The sequence below is a fragment of the Variovorax restrictus genome (assembly GCF_051216715.1).
Lineage (GTDB): Bacteria > Pseudomonadota > Gammaproteobacteria > Burkholderiales > Burkholderiaceae_C > Variovorax.
The window spans coordinates 602,509-617,515 of record NZ_JBPJZH010000001.1 but is presented as its reverse complement, the minus strand read 5'-3'; the positions used below and the strand labels follow the sequence as shown (position 1 = coordinate 617,515).

Below are 15,007 nucleotides of genomic sequence, written 5' to 3'. Positions count from 1 at the left end.
TGCTCGGCTACCCGAACGGCGTACGAAGGACGGTGGATTTGACCACGCCGCGGGCGATCAGACGGTCGCGCCGGCGTTCGGGTCGTTCGGGTCCTCCGGTTCACCGTCGCGCTTAGGCGGCGCCTTGATCAGGTCTTCGCGCTTGACGCCCAGCCACATCGCGATCGCCGCGGCCACGAAGCACGACGAATAGATGCCGAAGCAGATGCCGATGGTCAGCGCCAGGGCGAAGTAATGCAGCGTCGGCCCGCCGAAGAAGAACATCGACAGCACCACCAGCTGCGTGGAGCCGTGGGTGATGATGGTCCGGCTGATGGTCGAGGTGATCGCGTTGTCGATCGTCTCGACCGTGCTCATCTTGCGGTAGCGCCGGAAGTTCTCGCGAATCCGGTCGAAGATCACGACCGACTCGTTGACCGAGTAGCCCAGCACCGCCAGCACCGCCGCCAGCACCGCCAGCGAAAACTCCCACTGGAAGAAGGCGAAGAAGCCCAGGATGATGACCACGTCGTGCAGATTGGCCAGCACGGTGGACAGCGCGAACTTCCACTCGAAGCGGAAGGCCAGGTAGATCATGATGCCGACCACCACCATGGCGAGCGCCTTGATGCCGTTGGTGGTGAGCTCCTCGCCGACCTGCGGCCCGACGAACTCGTTGCCGCGCAACACGGCGGTCGGGTCGACCGCCTTGAGCGCGTCCATGACCTGCGCGCTCTGCTGCGCCGACGTCTGGCCCTTCTGCACCGGCAGACGGATCTGCACGTCGCGCGACGTGCCGTAGTTCTGGACCTGCACGTCGGGGTAGCCGAGCTTGCCGACCGTCTCGCGGACCTTGCCGACGTCGACCGACTGCTGGTAGGCGACCTCCATCACCGTGCCGCCGGTGAACTCCACCGACAGGTGCAGCCCGCGCTGGAAAATGAAGAACACCGCCAGCGCGAAGGTCACGAAGGAGATGATGTTCAGCACCTTGGCATGGCGCATGAACGGGATGGTCTTGTGGATGCGGAAGAATTCCATGGCCTGCGCCCCTTATTTCGCTTCGACCGCGGCCGTGCCGTCGGTCTTGGGCCGCCACACCGTGCCGATCGACACGGTCTTGAGCTTCTTCTTGCCGCCGTACCAGAGGTTCACCAGCCCGCGCGAGAAGAACACGGCCGAGAACATCGAGGTGACGATGCCGATGCAGTGCACCACCGCGAAGCCACGCACCGGGCCCGAGCCGAAGGCCAGCAGGGCCACGCCGGCAATCAGCGTCGTCACGTTGGAGTCGAGGATGGTGCCCCAGGCGCGGTCGTAGCCGGCATGGATGGCCGCCTGCGGCGACGCGCCGTTGCGCAGCTCTTCGCGTACGCGCTCGTTGATCAGCACGTTGGAGTCGATCGCGACGCCGATGGCCAGCGCCATGGCAGCGATGCCCGGCAGCGTGAGCGTGGCCTGCAGCAGCGAGAGGATCGCCACCAGCAGCAGCAGGTTGACCGCCAGCGCGATCGACGAGAACACGCCGAACAGCGCGTAGTACAGGCACATGAAGACCATGATCGCGGCGAAGCCGTACATCACGCTCTTGAAGCCCTTGTCGATGTTGTCGGCGCCCAGGCTCGGGCCGATGGTGCGTTCCTGGATGATCTCCATCGGCGCGGCCAGCGAGCCGGCGCGCAGCAGAAGCGCGAGGTCGTTGGCTTCCACCACGCTCATCGAGCCGGAGATCTGGAAGCGGTTGCCCAGCTCGCCGTTGATCGACGGGGCCGTGAGCACTTCGCCCTTGCCCTTCTCGAAGATCAGCATGGCCATGCGCTTGCGGTAGTTCTCGCGGCTCACGTCGCGCATGATCCGGCCGCCCTTGGCGTCCATCGTCAGGTCGACCTTGGGCTGCTGCGTCTGTGAGTCGAAGCCGGGCTGCGCGTCGGTCAGGTTCTCGCCGGTGACCAGCACCTGCTTCTTGACGATGACGGCACGGCCTTCGCGATCGAGGAAGCGCTCCGAGCCGAAGGGCACCGGTCCGTTGCCGAGCTCGGCGGCGCGGCCTTCGGTCGACTCGTCGACCAGGCGCATCTCGAGGGTGGCGGTGCGGCCCAGGATGTCCTTGGCCTTGGCCGTGTCCTGCACGCCGGGCAGCTGCACGACGATGCGGTCGAGGCCCTGCTGCTGGATCACCGGCTCGGCCACGCCGAGCTCGTTGATCCGGTTGTGCAGCGTGGTGATGTTCTGCTTGAGCGCCGAGTCCTGCAGGCGGCGGGCCGCCTCGGGCTTGATGGAGGCAGTCAGCTTCCAGTCGCTGCCTTCCTGGCTGTCGACGGTGCTCAGGTCCGGGAACTGGTCCTGCACCAGCTGCCTGGCCGCCTGCAGGCTGGCCGCGTCGCGGAAGCGGACCTCGATGGTCTGGCCGTTGCGGCTCACTGCGCTGCCGCGGATGTTCTTGTCGCGCAAGGCGGTGCGCAGGTCGCCGGCGAAGGACTCCGCCCGCTTGTCGATCGCCCCCTTCATGTCGACCTGCAGCAGGAAGTCGACGCCGCCGCGCAGGTCCAGGCCCAGGTACATCGGGAAGGCGTTCAGTGCCGTCAGCCAAGTCGGCGAGCGCGACACCAGGTTGAGCGCCACCACGTAGGGTGGATCGGCGGCGTCGGGCACCAGCGCGCGTTGCAGCACATCACGCGCCTTGAGCTGGTCGTCCGTCGTGAGGAAACGCGCCCGCACCGACGTGGCGTCCAGCGTCATCATGTCGGGCGTCAGGCCACCGGCCTTGAGGGCTTCCTGCACGCGGGCCTGCGTGCCCGCATCGACCTTGACGGTCGACTTGGCCGCCGACACCTGCACCGCAGGGGCCTCGCCGAAGAAATTAGGCAAGGCATAGACGAGCCCCACCAGCAGCACGATCACGATGATCGCGTACTTCCAGACCGGGTAACGGTTCATGATCGCGCTTTGTGCGGCAGTGCCGCATGGACTGACAAAACTTACTTGATGGCGCCCTTGGGCAGCACCTGAACCACGGCGGTACGCTGGATCTTGACTTCCACGCCGCCCGCGATCTCGAGGCCGAGGTACTGGTCACCCAGCGAGGTGATCCTGCCCAGCAGGCCGCCGGCCGTGGCCACTTCGTCGCCCTTGGCCAGCGCCTCGATCATGGCCCGCGCTTCCTTCTGACGCTTCATCTGGGGGCGGATCATGACGAAGTACAGCACCACGAACATGAGCACCAGCGGCAGCATGCTGCCCAGCGAGGACAACATGTCGCCGCCTGCGGCAGCGGCCGGTGCGGTCTGGGCGAAAGCAGAGGAAATGAACAAGAGAGTCTCCAACAGAAGAGCGGGGTAGAAAGGGCGCGGACAGGATTCACGCCTGCGTGGCCGCGGTTGGGGCGGCCACGGCGCGCGGCAGGGGGCCACGCGCAGCACCGGGCATTGTATTCGTCGGGGCGCAACGCTTCAGGGCCTTCCCCGCGGAAGCCCCCGGGGCATTCCGCCAGCCACGGCCACCCCGTCAGGGACGGCCAAAAACGACAACGGGCCCTGCGGGGCCCGTTGGAATACAAAAATGTTGCGAAGCGCCCCGACACGAAGGAGGGAGGAGGGAGGAGGAGGAGAATCGCCCCGGGATTTCAACGCAGCACCGGGACGGCGCCACGAAGACCTCGCAACATGAAAACATGCTGGCTTCTGAGAGCCAGTGCCGGTATGAGCGGCAGCCGGCGAGCCCGGTTCCCGATGCCGCACCAGGGTTTTGTGACGAATTGCATCGAGACGCGGCGTGCCGTCCGACCCTTCGAGGCTGGGGGTGGATGACGCCGTACCCGACCGACACACTTAGGCTTCAAGGTTTGCAGCCAGCCGGCGACGTCGCACGACGCCACTAAAATGCGCCGGCTCACGAAGGACGACCATGCTTTATCCAGAACTTTTCAGACAGCTCGAGTCCGTCCGATGGGACATGGACAAGGACATCCCCTGGCAGTCGTTCGACGGCACCAAGCTGTCGGACGAACAGGCCCAGACCATCAAGATGAACGCCATCACGGAATGGGCAGCCCTGCCGGCCACCGAAATGTTCCTGCGCGACAACCGGCACGACAGCGATTTCTCCGCCTTCATGTCGATCTGGTTCTTCGAGGAACAGAAGCATTCGCTGGTGCTGATGGAATACCTCAAGCGCTTCAGCCCGCAGCACGCGCCGACCGAGCAGGAACTGCACGACATCCGCTTCGACTTCGACCCGGCGCCGCCGCTGGAAACGCTGATGCTGCATTTCTGCGGCGAGATCCGCCTGAACCACTGGTACCGCCGCGCCGCCGAATGGCACACCGAGCCGGTGATCAAGCACATCTACACCACGCTGAGCCAGGACGAAGCCCGCCACGGCGGCGCCTACCTGCGCTACATGAAGCGCGCCATGGAGAAGTTCGGCGACGAGGCTCGCGCCGCCTTCACCAAGGTCGGCGTGTTGATGGCCAGCGCGCGGCGCACGGCCCAGGCGCTGCACCCGACCAACCTGCACGTCAGCAAGGCGCTGTTCCCCAACGACACCATCCAGAGCCGCATGCCCGACCCGGACTGGCTCGAGCACTGGCTGGACAACCAGATCAAGTTCGACGCGGCGTGGGAAACCAAGGTGGGCGAGCGCATCCTGCACAACATGAGCCTGCTGATGAACCGCAGCTTCAAGACCGTGCAGGAACTCAACAAGTACCGCAAGGAACTGGCCGTGGCACTCGGCCCGAAGCCGGAATACCAGGGCGCTTGAGCGCGGCGGCGCCGGTTCATGACGGGCGATGCCATCATCGCCCCATGGACGCCGCCACCCTCGCCTTCGACCGCCACCGCCCACGCCTGAAGGGCATCGCCTACCGGATGCTGGGCTCCGTGGCGGAGGCCGAGGACGTGGTTCAGGACGCCTGGCTGCGCTGGAACGAGGCCGCGCACGACGCGCTCGACAGCGCCGAGGCTTGGCTCGTCACCGTCACCACGCGCATCGCCATCGACCGTCTGCGCGCCGTGCAGGCGCAGCGCACGCACTACGTCGGCACTTGGCTGCCTGAGCCGGTCGTGAGCGACGGCCCGGCCACGCCGGAGCAACTGTTGGGCCGTGCCGAAGACCTCTCGATCGCCTTCCTTACCGTGCTGGAGCGACTGGCGCCGGAGGCGCGCGCCGCGTTCCTGCTGCGCGAGGTCTTCGATGTGGATTACGACGAGATCGCGCAGACGCTCGGCAAGTCCGAGGCGGCCTGCCGCCAGCTCGTGCATCGCGCGAAGGCTCAGGTGCGTGAAGACGGTCGCCCGAAGCAGGCCGTGTCGCGCGAGATTCACCTGCGATTGCTCGGCGGCTTTGCCGAAGCGGCGCAAAGAGGCGACCTGCATGCCCTCAAGGCCCTTCTGACGGAAGACGTGGCGATCGTCAGCGACGGCGGCGGCAAGGTGCCGTCCTTCGGCCAGCCGGTCGTCGGTGGCCAGCGCGTGGCGCAGATCTACTTCGCGGTGGCGCGCCGCTTCCCGGACGCGGTGCGTGTCGAGGTGGCCGACGTGAACGGCGCGCCCGGACTGCTGCGCTGGGTCGACGGCGTGCTGGAGTCGGTGCAGGGCATCGAGTGGGACGGCGAGCGCATCGCGCGCATCCATGCCCAGCGCAACCCGGACAAGCTGGCGCGCATCGCCGCGGAACTTTCAATCTGAGCGCGCGGCACGTCACAAACGCGGCGGCTGGCGCGTCTTGAGGGTGTCATCACTTCTTCAAGACAAGGACACCGCCATGAACAGCCCCCGCCTCCCCTGGTTCAAGATCGCACCCAAGGCCTACCAAGCCCTGCTCGGCGTCAACGGCGCCATCGCCGACCATACCCTCGGACCTCGGCTCTACGAGATGGTCCAGACCCGCGTCTCGCAGCTCAACGGCTGCGCCTTCTGCGTCGACATGCATGTGCGCGACCTGCGCAAGGCCGGCGTGCCGTGGCAGCACATCAACAGCATCACCACCTGGCGCGAGGTCGGCTTCTACGACGCCCGCGAGCGCGCCGCGCTGAACTGGGCCGAGAGCCTCACGCGCCTGGTCGAGCACCACGGCGACCGCGATGCCGACTTCGCGCAGTTGCAGGCGGTCTTCAGCGATGCCGAGATCGTCGACCTGACAGTGCTGATCGCGCAGATCAACGCGTGGAACCGGCTGGGCGTCGGCATGCACCTGCCCGTTGCCGACAAGCCGATTGAATAGGTTTCAGCGGCGCTCGACGACGATCGCGGCCATGCGCAGTTCGTCGCGCACCCGCGCGACGGTGGCGGACGCCGCCTCGCGCGTGGCGAAAGGACCGGCCTGCAGCCGGTGCGTGTCGGCATCATCGAAGACGCGCAGCAGCGGCGCGAGCGTCGGCAGGCCGCGCGACGCCCGGGCGCGCAGGCTCTCGGCGCCATCGCGTTCGCGGAAGGCGCCGAGCTGGACCCAGAAGCCGGCGGGTGCCGCACCGGCCGGGGCATCGACCGGCGGCGTCGGGGACGACGCCATGGGCGAAGCGGTTGAACGCGGGGCGATAGGCGCCATCGGCGGCAGCTCGGTCACGACCAGCGGCGCGGGCGGCGGCGGTGCGGCGGGAACGACGGCCTGCGCCATCGCGTCGCTGGGTGTCGCAGCCACGGTCGCCGCCCAGCCCGACGGTACCGGCACGGCCGAATTCACATCGGGCACTGGCGGTGACGCCGCCAGCATCGTGCCGCCATCCCGACGCCAGGCCCCGCTGCGGATGTCCTCGTTCGTCAGCCGCTCGATCTCCACCGGCGCGACGCCGCGCAGCAGGTCGAGCTTGGCCGCCGCCGTGTAGCTCAGGTCGATCACGCGTCCGTCGTGGAACGGGCCGCGGTCGTTCACCCGCACGATCACCTCGCGCCCGTTGGCCGGGTTGCGCACCCGCACGTAGCTCGGCAAGGGCAGCGTCTTGTGTGCGGCCGTCATCGCGTACATGTCGTAGGGCTCGCCGCTGGCGGTCGACTGGCTGTGGAACTTGGTGCCGTACCAGGACGCGAGGCCCGATTCGCGGAAGGGCCGGTCGTCGGTGATCGGCACGTACGAACGGCCGAGCACGGTGTAGGGTTTGCTGGTGCCGCCGCTGCCGCGGACGGGTTCGACGCGCGGCTCGGCGTCGGGCACCGCGGCAAGGTTCGTCGGCGGGCCCGTCGGTCCGCCGTCTCGGCCGAAGGACCCGCCCTTGGGGCCGCTCGCGCAGCCGGCCAGCACCAGGGCCGCGCCGATCAGGGCCAGCGCCGCACCGCCGCAGCGCGATGTCACGCGATCAACCGAAGACCGCATGCCACAGCGCCAGCATGGCTTCGCGCTCCGCCGCCAGGCCGGGCAACGGCACCTGCGTGGGTTCTTCGTTGAGCCGGGCGCGGTGCTGCACGCGGCGCAGCTCGCGGTAGGCGGCTGCGGCGCTGCGGCCGACGTCGTCGGGCAGCAGGCCGGTGGCCTCGGCGCGCTGCAGCAGCGCGATGTTGCCGAGGTTGGGCACCAGCTCGGGATGCAGGCAGGCCTGCGACAACACCAGATACTGCATAGCGAACTCCGCGTCGACCATGCCGCCCGGGCTGTGCTTGACGTCGAAGCGACCGGCCTTCACCGGGTGCGCCGCACGCACCTTGTTGCGCATCGCCACGATCTCGGCCTTCAGCGCGTCGCGGTCGCGCGGCGCGCAGATAACGGCCTCGCGCACGCCGTCGAAGCGCGCGCCCAGCGCCGGGTCGCCCAGCACGAAGCGCGCGCGGGTCATGGCCTGGTGCTCCCAGGTCCACGCCGTGTTGCCGCCGCGGCCCAGCTGGTACTTCTCGTAGGCGGCGAAGCTGGTCGTGAGCAGGCCGGAGTTGCCGTTGGGCCGCAGCGCGGTGTCGATCTCGAACAGGTCGCCCTCGCGCGTCTTGACGGTGAGCCAGTTGATCAGCTTGCGCACGTAGGCCGCGTAGACCTCGCCGGCGCGCTCGTCGTCGTCTTCGTAAACGAAGACGATGTCCAGGTCGCTGCCGTAGCCCAGCTCCTTCCCGCCCAGCTTGCCGTAGCCGATGATGGCGAACTGCGGCGTCTCACGGTGGCGGTTGCGCACATGCGGCCAGCACCAGCGCGCGGTGATGCGCAGCACGGTGTCGGCCATGGCGCTCAGGTCGTCGGCCACCTGCTCGACCGTGATGCGGCCGTCGACATCGCGCGCCAGGGTGCGGAAGACCTCGGCATGGTGCGCGTGGCGCAGCAGGTTGAGCAGCCGCTCCTCGTCGTCTTCGCCGGTGCGGCGCAGCGAGGCCAGGCGCATCTCCAGTTCGCGCTCGAACTCCTCCGCGTCGAAGCGGCCGGCCAGCATCTCGTCGCTGGCCAGTTCGTCGATGACGCCCGGGTGCTGCATCAGGTAGCGGGCGGGCCACTTGGCCGCGCCGAACAGGCGCAGCAGTCGCTCCTGCACGGTCGGGCGCTCGACCAGCAGCGCCAGGTAGCTTTCGCGGCGCAGCAACGGCTCGATCCAGTCCGACCAGCGCAGCGCGGCATCGGTGCGCTGCGCGGTGGCCTCGTCGCCGTCGGCGGCCTGGATCCAGTGGCCGGTGCGCCGCACCAGCTGCCGAAGGCGTGCCCGGGTCTCGTCGCGCAGCGCCAGGATGCGCGGGCTCTCGCGCCAGCGCTCCATGCGCGCACCGAAGGCCGCGGGCAGTTGCGCGATCAGGTCGTTCAGGTCGATCGACGGCTCGAGCTTCGTCTTGCCGTTGCAGCCGACGCAGGGCTTGTCGCCGCCGAGCAGCTTGTCGAATTCCTGCGCCACGAACTCGCGGTGGCTGTCGAGCTCGGCCAGGAAGACGCAGCTGTCAGCCAGGCCCAGGGAGTGGGCGATCCAGCGCACATCCTCGTCGGCGACCGGCAGCACATGGGTCTGCTGGTCGTCCAGGTACTGGATGCGGTGCTCGACCCGGCGCAGGAAGGTGTAGGCCGCCGCCAGCGTGTCGGCCGTCTCCTGCGGCATGAGGCCGGCGCGGGCCAGCCGCTGCAGCGCATCGAGCGTGGGCCGGGTGCGCAGCTCGGGGAACTGGCCACCGCGCACCACCTGCAGCAGCTGGACGGTGAACTCGATCTCGCGGATGCCGCCGCGCGACAGCTTCACGTCGTTGGCCCGCTCGGGCCGGCCGGCGCAGCGGCGCAGCGCCTGCTCGCGGATCTGGCGGTGCAGCGTGCGCAACGCATCGAACACGCTGTAGTCGAGGTAGCGGCGAAAGACGAAGGGCAGCACCACGGTGCGCAGCGCCTGGGCCGAGCCGTCGACGATGACCGATGCGGGCGCGACCACTCGGCTCTTCATCCAGGCGAAGCGCTCCCATTCGCGGCCCTGCACCTGCAGGTATTCCTCGAGCGCGTCGACCGACACCACGCTGGGGCCTGAGTTGCCGTTAGGCCGCAACGCCAGGTCGACGCGGAAGACGAAGCCGTGCTCGGTGGTCTCGCCGACCAGCGCGTGGAGGCGCTTGACCGCGTGGGCGAAGTACTCGTGGTTCGAGATGCGGCCGCGGCCGGCCGCGTCGCCGGTGGTCTCGCCGTCCTGGTCGTACAGGTAGATGAGGTCGATGTCGCTCGACACGTTGAGTTCGCGCGCGCCGAGCTTGCCCATGCCGACGACCCAGAACTGCGCGCGGCGGCCGTCCGGCCCCGTCGGCGCACCGTGGCGCGCATCGAGTTCGGCCGCGCTTTCCGTGCAGGCGATGTCGAGCGCGAACTCGGCCAACTGCGTGACGGCGGTGGTGACGACCGCCAACGGCGCACCCTGGTCGCAGTCGAGCGTGACGAGGCGTTCCATGACGAGTTGCCGCACGATGCGCAGCGCATCGGCCGCGCTGTCGCCGCGCGCACGCAGCTGCGCATACGCCTGGGCCATGGCGGGGCGCAGCGGCGCCCCGGCCGGCAGCAGATGCAGCTCGTCGGCATAGCGTCGCCGCAGCCGCTGCACGAAGCGCGAATGCGACGACAACGGCACGGTGGACTGCGGCATGGCCACAGCAGGCGTGGGATGCGCAAGGGCATCGGTGGGAGCGGAACCCGTCGAGAGGCTGGGGGTCATAATTCCTGCACAGCGCGATCCTCAATGAACGACACGGCGACACATCCTTCACGGCTGCTCAAGATCACCGCTGGTTCGGCGAAATGGCTGCTGGGTCTGGTGGTCGCCGCCTGGCTCTTGTTCGCTGTGTCGGTCGTGGTCCTACACGGCTGGATTGTGCCGCGAATCGGCGACTATCGCGGCTTCGTCGAAACGCAAGCCAGCCGGATCATCGGGGTACCGGTGCACATCGGCGCACTCAGCGCGAAATCTGGCACCCTGTTCCCCACCTTCGAGCTGCGCGACGTCGTCGTGCGCGACGCCAGCGATCGCGAGGCGCTGCGACTCTCGCGGGTGGTGGCCAGCATGTCGCCGCGTTCGCTGTGGCGGCTGAGCTTCGTGCAGCTCTACATCCAGAACCCTCAGCTCGACGTGCGGCTCGACGCGCTGGGCAAGCTGCATGTGGCGGGCCTCGACATGTCGGGCCAGACCGGCGGCAACGACACCCGCGCCGTCGACTGGTTCTTCAGCCAGCGCGAGTTCGTCATCGAGGGCGGCACGGTGCGCTGGACCGACGAGCGCCGCCGCGCCGAACCCCTGCTGCTGACCGACTTGCGCTTCATCGCGCGCAACGGCAGCCGCCGCCACGCCATGCGCCTGGACGCCACGCCGCCCGCAGGCTGGGGCGAACGCTTCTCCCTGCGCGGCAACTTCCGACAGCCGCTGTTGTCGGTGCGCAGCGGCAACTGGCAGCGCTGGGTCGGCCAGATGTACGCCGAGCTGCCACGCATCGACGTGCGCCGCCTGGGCCAGTACGTCTCGCTCGATGCCCGCATCCGCGACGGCCGCGGCGGCCTGCGCGCCTGGGCCGACGTGCGCGACGGTCAGGTGGTCGGCGGCGCGGCCGACCTGGCGCTCGACCGCATCGACGCCTCGCTCGAAGCCGGCCTCGATCCGCTGGTGCTGCGCGCCGTCACCGGTCGCATTGCCGGTCAGCTGAAGGACCAGACCTTCGAGTTCTCGACCACCGCCTTGCAGTTCGACACTGCCGACGGCCTGCGCTGGCCCGGCGGCAACCTGTGGTTCCAGCACACGCCCGTGCAGGGCCGCTCGCCCGAGCGCGGCGCCTTTCGCGCCGACCGGCTCGACCTGGCCGCGCTGAGCCTGATCGCCGCACGGCTGCCGCTGGGCGACGCGACGCATCGCGTGCTGGCCGCCTACGCGCCGCGCGGCGTGGTCGAGCACATCGATGCCAGCTGGCAGGGTTCGCTCGGCGACCCGCATCAGTACAAGGCCCGCGGCAGCGTGAGCGCCTTCAGCCTGGCCTCGCAACCCGCGCCGGCGCCGCACACCGGCACGCCGGGCCTGAGCGGCGCGGCCATCCGCTTCGACGCCACCCAGGACGGCGGCAAGGCCACGATCGCCATCGCACAGGGCGCGCTGGACTTCCCGGGCGTGTTCGAGGAGCCGCGCATCCCCATCGACCAGCTCTCGGCCGAGCTCCAGTGGAAGCGCGACGGCGACCAAGCCCAGCTGCAGGTGAGCGAGCTGCGCTTCGAGAACGCCGACGCCGCCGGCGAGGCCCGCGCCACCTGGCGCACCAGCGACCCGGCCGTCTCGCGCAGCCGATCGCGCTACCCCGGCGTGCTCGACCTGCAAGGCCAGCTCACCCGCGCCAACGGGACCCGCGTGCACCGCTACCTGCCGCTGGAGATTCCGCAGCACACGCGCCGCTACGTGCAGGAAAGCGTGACCAAGGGCGTGGCCAGCACGGTGGACTTCCGGGTGCGGGGCGACCTGCACAACGTGCCTTTTCCGGACCCACGAGACGGCGACTTCCGCATCGCCGCCAAGGTGAGCGACGTGACCTATGCGTACGCACCGCCCCGCCTGGCCACGACGGGCCAGGCGCTGGCGTGGCCAGCGCTCACGGGCGTGTCGGGCGACCTGGTCTTCGAGCGCAACGGCATGCGGGTGCGCAACGCCCGCGGGCGCATCGTCGGCGCGCCCGACATCGAGGTGACGAAGGCCGACGTCCAGATCGAGGACATGGCGCACCCGGCGCCGATGCTGGGGGTGGACGCACGAGCACGCGGACCGTTGGGCGAACTGCTCAAGGCCGGGGCGCCGCTCACGGGCGAGGTGGCCGCCGCGGTCGCCGCGATCCGCGCCACCGGTAACGCCGACTACCAGCTCAAGCTCGAGCTGCCGCTGGAGAACATGGACAAGACCAAGGTGCAGGCCAACGTGGTGCTGGCCGGCAACGACCTGCAGCTGGCGCCCGAAGCGCCGGTCATCGGTCAGGCGCACGGCAGCCTCAGCTTCACAGAAAGCGGCTTCCAGCTCAATGGCGTGCAGGGCCGCCTCGCCGGCGGTGACACCCGGGTCGAAGGCCGGGGCCGCTACGCCAGCGGGTCGCCATCGGAGATGAGCTTTCGCGCGCAGGGCACGCTCACGGCCGACGGCCTGCGCGCGATGCGCGAGGTCGACTGGCTGCCGCGGCTGGCCGCCAAGGCCGGGGGCGGCACGGCCTACGCCGCGACGCTGTCGCTGCGCGACGGCACGCCGGAGTTCTCCGTCACCAGCAACCTGCAAGGGCTGAGCCTCGACCTGCCTGCGCCGCTGGCGAAGCCCGCGGACACCACGATGCCGCTGCAGATCGACAAGAAGGTGGTGCTGCGCGAAGCCCGTGCCGGAGCCGCGCCGGTGGTGCACGACCGCATCTCGCTCTCGCTCGGCAGCGTCGCGTCGGCCCACTACCTGCGCGACATCGGTGGCGACACGGCGCGCGTGCTGAACGGCGCGCTCGGCGTGGGGCTGCCCGACGGCGAGGCGCCTGCAGCGCCGGCGCGCGGTGTGCAGGCCACACTGCACCTCGCCGCCTTCGACCTGCCGGCCTGGCAGGCGCTGTTCGGCGAGGCCACCGGGCCGGCGCCGGCCGGGGACACCAGCGCCGCCGACCCGTCGGCCTACCTGCCGACCACCGTGGCCGTGCGCGCGCAGGCGCTGGACATCGGCGGTGGCCGCACGCTGCACGACGTGGTGATGGGCGGCTCGCGCGAAGGCGCGCTGTGGCGCGCCAATGTCGACGCCGCCGAACTGAGCGGCTACATGGAATACCGCCCGGCGCAAGACGGCCGCATCTATGCCCGGCTGTCGCGGCTGAAGATCGCCGCCAGCGAGGCCAAGAACGTCGAGTCGCTGCTCGACGAGCAGCCGAGCACGTTGCCCGCGCTCGACATCGTGGTGGACGACTTCGAGCTGCTCGGCCGCCACCTCGGCCGGGCCGAGATCGATGCGGTCAACCGTGGCGGCGCGCGGCGCGAATGGCGTCTCAACAAACTCGCGTTCACCCTGCCGGAGGCCAGCTTCACCGCGCAGGGCACCTGGGCCGGCAACGACGCGGCGCAGCGCCGCACCGCGATGGATTTCCATCTCGACATCCGCGACGCCGGCGCGCTGCTCGGCCGCTTCAACATGAAGGACGTGATCCGCCGCGGCCGCGGCCGGCTCGAAGGCGCGGTCGACTGGCGCGGCTCGCCGCTGTCGCTCGACTACCCGAGCCTCAACGGCCAGCTGCATGTGGACGTGGCCACCGGGCAGTTCCTCAAGGCCGACCCGGGCCTGGCCAAGCTGCTGGGCGTGCTGAGCCTGCAGGCGCTGCCGCGACGGCTCACGCTCGACTTCCGCGACATCTTCAGCGAGGGCTTCGCCTTCGACTTCATCCGTGGCGACGCGACCATCGCCAACGGCGTGGCCAGCACCAACAACCTGCAGATGAAGGGCGTGAACGCCGCCGTGCTGATGGATGGCTCGGCCGACATCGCGCACGAGACGCAGAGCCTGCGCGTGGTCGTCGTGCCCGAGATCAATGCCGGCACCGCCGCGCTGGTGGCCACCGCCATCAACCCGCTGATCGGGCTGAGCACCTTCCTCGCGCAGGCGTTGCTCAGCAAGCCGCTGGCGGCGGCGGCCACGCAGGAGTTCCAGATCGAAGGCACCTGGACGGACCCGAAGATCACCAAGGTGCCGCGCCGCGCGCTGCCGGCCGCACGCGACGCGCTGACGAAGGAGATCACGCCATGAAAGTCGCCGCCCTGCAGATGGTCTCGGCCATCGACCGCGACACCAACCTGGCGCGCGCACACGCCCTGCTGGCCGAGGCCGCGGCGGCCGGTGCCGAACTGGCGGTGCTGCCCGAGTACTTCTGCGTGATGGGCGCAAAGGACACCGACAAGCTCGCGCTGCGCGAGCAGCCGGGCGACGGCGTGGTGCAGCGCTTCCTGGCCGACGCGGCGCGCACCTTCGGGCTCTGGATCGTCGGCGGCACGCTGCCGCTCGAGGCCGGCGACGACCAGCATGTCTTCAACAGCTCGCTGGTCTACACGCCGACGGGCGACTGCGTCGCACGCTACGACAAGATCCATCTCTTCTTCTTCGACAACGGCCGCGAGCGCTTCGACGAGCGGCGTGTCATCGTGCCCGGCAGTGCGCCGGTGCACTTCGACCTGCCCTCGCGCGACGGTCATGCGTGGCGCATCGGCCTGTCGGTCTGCTACGACCTGCGCTTCCCCGAGCTGTACCGCACGCTGTCCAAGCAAGGGGCTGACCTGCTGCTGGTGCCCAGCGCCTTCACCCACACCACCGGTGCCGCCCACTGGGAGCTGCTGCTGCGCGCGCGTGCCGTCGAGAACCTGGCCTGGGTCGTGGCACCGGCGCAGGGTGGCTTGCACGAGAACGGCCGCCAGACCTGGGGCCAGTCGATGATCGTCGACCCCTGGGGCACGGTGGTCGCGCAGCAGGCGACGGGCGAAGGCGTGGTGCTGTTCGACATCGACGCGCGGCGCACCGCCGCGTCGCGCGCGCAGCTGCCGGCGCTGTCGCACGCCGTGCTCTAGCCGACAGGCTTTCAAGACGTGTCCGCGCCACCCTTCGATACATCGCCCAAGGCCCCGCCACGCGAGAACCTCG

Annotated in this window: 10 protein-coding genes; 5 read left to right on the top strand and 5 right to left on the bottom strand. The window is 69.5% G+C overall.

Translation table 11 applies throughout. The annotated features are described in order from the left end of the window. Nucleotides 1–57 precede the first annotated feature (57 nt). From secF to yajC, 3 genes are read right to left on the bottom strand one after another with little or no spacing between them, the layout of a single operon-like run. Nucleotides 58–1,020, bottom strand: a complete 963-nt coding sequence (secF, locus tag ACSFA0_RS02880; protein WP_435448734.1) for a protein translocase subunit SecF — start codon at nt 1,018–1,020, stop codon at nt 58–60. 12 nt (nt 1,021–1,032) lie between these two features. Continuing rightward, complete coding sequence (secD, locus tag ACSFA0_RS02875; RefSeq protein WP_435448733.1) at nt 1,033–2,916, bottom strand: protein translocase subunit SecD; 1,884 nt, start codon at nt 2,914–2,916, stop codon at nt 1,033–1,035. Nucleotides 2,917–2,957: 41 nt separating this feature from the next. Continuing rightward, entirely contained in the window at nt 2,958–3,290 is a 333-nt protein-coding gene (gene yajC / locus ACSFA0_RS02870) for a preprotein translocase subunit YajC (protein WP_435448732.1), read from the bottom strand. Nucleotides 3,291–3,882: 592 nt separating this feature from the next. On the opposite strand from yajC, the gene ACSFA0_RS02865 reads away from it, so the two are divergent. The 3 genes from ACSFA0_RS02865 to ACSFA0_RS02855 all read left to right on the top strand — a co-directional run bounded on the left by ACSFA0_RS02865 (nt 3,883) and on the right by ACSFA0_RS02855 (nt 6,201). After that, nucleotides 3,883–4,740: a ferritin family protein gene (locus tag ACSFA0_RS02865; protein ID WP_435448731.1), complete on the top strand. Its 858-nt coding sequence runs from the start codon at nt 3,883–3,885 to the stop codon at nt 4,738–4,740. Between the two features lie 44 nt (nt 4,741–4,784). After that, nucleotides 4,785–5,666: an RNA polymerase sigma-70 factor gene (locus tag ACSFA0_RS02860; RefSeq protein WP_435448730.1), complete on the top strand. Its 882-nt coding sequence runs from the start codon at nt 4,785–4,787 to the stop codon at nt 5,664–5,666. 76 nt (nt 5,667–5,742) lie between these two features. Beyond that, the gene (locus ACSFA0_RS02855; protein WP_435448729.1) at nt 5,743–6,201 is read left to right on the top strand and encodes a carboxymuconolactone decarboxylase family protein; all 459 of its coding nucleotides are present in this window, start codon (nt 5,743–5,745) and stop codon (nt 6,199–6,201) included. A gap of 3 nt (nt 6,202–6,204) precedes the next feature. On the opposite strand, the gene ACSFA0_RS02850 is transcribed toward ACSFA0_RS02855, so the two are convergent. Then, nucleotides 6,205–7,287 (bottom strand): septal ring lytic transglycosylase RlpA family protein, encoded by a 1,083-nt coding sequence (locus ACSFA0_RS02850; protein WP_435448728.1) that lies wholly within the window; start codon nt 7,285–7,287, stop codon nt 6,205–6,207. Then, nucleotides 7,271–9,988: a bifunctional [glutamate--ammonia ligase]-adenylyl-L-tyrosine phosphorylase/[glutamate--ammonia-ligase] adenylyltransferase gene (gene glnE / locus ACSFA0_RS02845; protein WP_435448727.1), complete on the bottom strand. Its 2,718-nt coding sequence runs from the start codon at nt 9,986–9,988 to the stop codon at nt 7,271–7,273. The genes ACSFA0_RS02850 and glnE overlap by 17 nt, the downstream gene beginning before the upstream one ends. A gap of 93 nt (nt 9,989–10,081) precedes the next feature. Here glnE and ACSFA0_RS02840 point away from each other — a divergent pair, with 93 nt between their 5' ends. Next, nucleotides 10,082–14,122 carry a YhdP family protein gene (locus tag ACSFA0_RS02840; RefSeq protein WP_435448726.1) on the top strand — a complete coding sequence of 1,347 codons (4,041 nt, stop codon included), beginning with the start codon at nt 10,082–10,084 and terminating at the stop codon, nt 14,120–14,122. Continuing rightward, nucleotides 14,119–14,934, top strand: a complete 816-nt coding sequence (locus ACSFA0_RS02835; RefSeq protein ID WP_435448725.1) for a carbon-nitrogen hydrolase family protein — start codon at nt 14,119–14,121, stop codon at nt 14,932–14,934. The genes ACSFA0_RS02840 and ACSFA0_RS02835 overlap by 4 nt, the downstream gene beginning before the upstream one ends. Nucleotides 14,935–15,007: the final 73 nt, after the last annotated feature.

Bases quoted from the DNA above. Each gene is read 5' to 3' on its own strand.
- secF (WP_435448734.1), bottom strand. From the start codon at position 1,020: ATGGAATTCTTCCGCATCCACAAGACCATCCCGTTCATGCGCCATGCC.
- secD (WP_435448733.1), bottom strand. From the start codon at position 2,916: ATGAACCGTTACCCGGTCTGGAAGTACGCGATCATCGTGATCGTGCTG.
- ACSFA0_RS02865 (WP_435448731.1), top strand. From the start codon at position 3,883: ATGCTTTATCCAGAACTTTTCAGACAGCTCGAGTCCGTCCGATGGGAC.
- ACSFA0_RS02860 (WP_435448730.1), top strand. From the start codon at position 4,785: ATGGACGCCGCCACCCTCGCCTTCGACCGCCACCGCCCACGCCTGAAG.
- ACSFA0_RS02855 (WP_435448729.1), top strand. From the start codon at position 5,743: ATGAACAGCCCCCGCCTCCCCTGGTTCAAGATCGCACCCAAGGCCTAC.
- ACSFA0_RS02850 (WP_435448728.1), bottom strand. From the start codon at position 7,287: ATGCGGTCTTCGGTTGATCGCGTGACATCGCGCTGCGGCGGTGCGGCG.
- glnE (WP_435448727.1), bottom strand. From the start codon at position 9,988: ATGCCGCAGTCCACCGTGCCGTTGTCGTCGCATTCGCGCTTCGTGCAG.
- ACSFA0_RS02840 (WP_435448726.1), top strand. From the start codon at position 10,082: ATGAACGACACGGCGACACATCCTTCACGGCTGCTCAAGATCACCGCT.
- ACSFA0_RS02835 (WP_435448725.1), top strand. From the start codon at position 14,119: ATGAAAGTCGCCGCCCTGCAGATGGTCTCGGCCATCGACCGCGACACC.